General features: G+C 39.8%; 2 protein-coding genes. Both read left to right on the top strand.

What is annotated here, in order from left to right; genetic code table 11:
* Positions 1 to 183, top strand: a 183-nt coding sequence (locus tag ACYVRA_RS07450) for a hypothetical protein (protein WP_461252113.1), incomplete at its 5' end; no start/stop codon positions are given.
* A partial coding sequence (gene cas1 / locus ACYVRA_RS07455) for a type II CRISPR-associated endonuclease Cas1 (protein ID WP_461252114.1) occupies positions 183 to 882 on the top strand: 700 nt, incomplete at its 3' end. The genes ACYVRA_RS07450 and cas1, both read left to right, overlap by 1 nt.

Genomic DNA, 882 nt, shown 5'->3' on the forward strand with positions numbered 1-882 from the left:
TATGCCAGTGATACAATTGCTTCTTGGAAAAAAGATACAAATATAAACCTTTGCTCGATTTTTTGGCCTTCGAACATTGATGGCCAATATTATAAGTCAATTAATGTTTTGTTTAGTGAATATAAAATAAAATTAGTAAAAATAACTGTAGATGGAGAACAATTTACCGATCTTAATAGTTAATGATACCTAGAATTGTTGATGTAAGTGAAAATGGCCGTTTCATTGCCAAGCATCGCGGGTTTATCACCATAAAACAAGGCGATGAATTTTATGGTGAAGTACCGCTGGATGATATTGGGGTTCTGATGATTTCAGCATTTGGTGCGACCTGTACCAAGGATGCGCTTGTCAGTCTTGCCGAACGGGGAGCAGTTACAATTCTCTGCGATTCTAAAGCTATGCCTTCCGCTTTGGTACTTCCAGTGAACGCCAATTATGAATCTGCTTTGCGGATACGAGTACAAAGCCAAGCAAGCCAACCGTTGAAAAAACGGCTTTGGCAGGCAATTGTAACGGCAAAACTTAAACATCAAAGTGAAGTTCTTAAGTTTTTTGAAAATCAGGAAAAAGCTAATCAAATTGGAATATATGCCAGACAAGTTCAATCTGGAGACCCGCAAAATAGAGAAGCCTGCGGTGCAAGGGTTTATTGGAAAGCTCTATTTGGTGATAATTTTTCACGGAGTCCTGAAGGTAATTGGCCGAACGGTCTTTTAAATTATGGATATGCCCTTCTTAGAGCTTGTGCCGCCAGAGCTATTTGTGCGGCAGGGCTAAATCCTATCTTTGGAATACACCATGAAAACAGCACTAACCCCTTCCCTTTGGCGGATGATATTATGGAGCCTTACCGCCCCTTAGTCGATTTTTATGCTAAAA

It is taken from the genome of Treponema sp. R8-4-B8 (genome assembly GCF_054786175.1).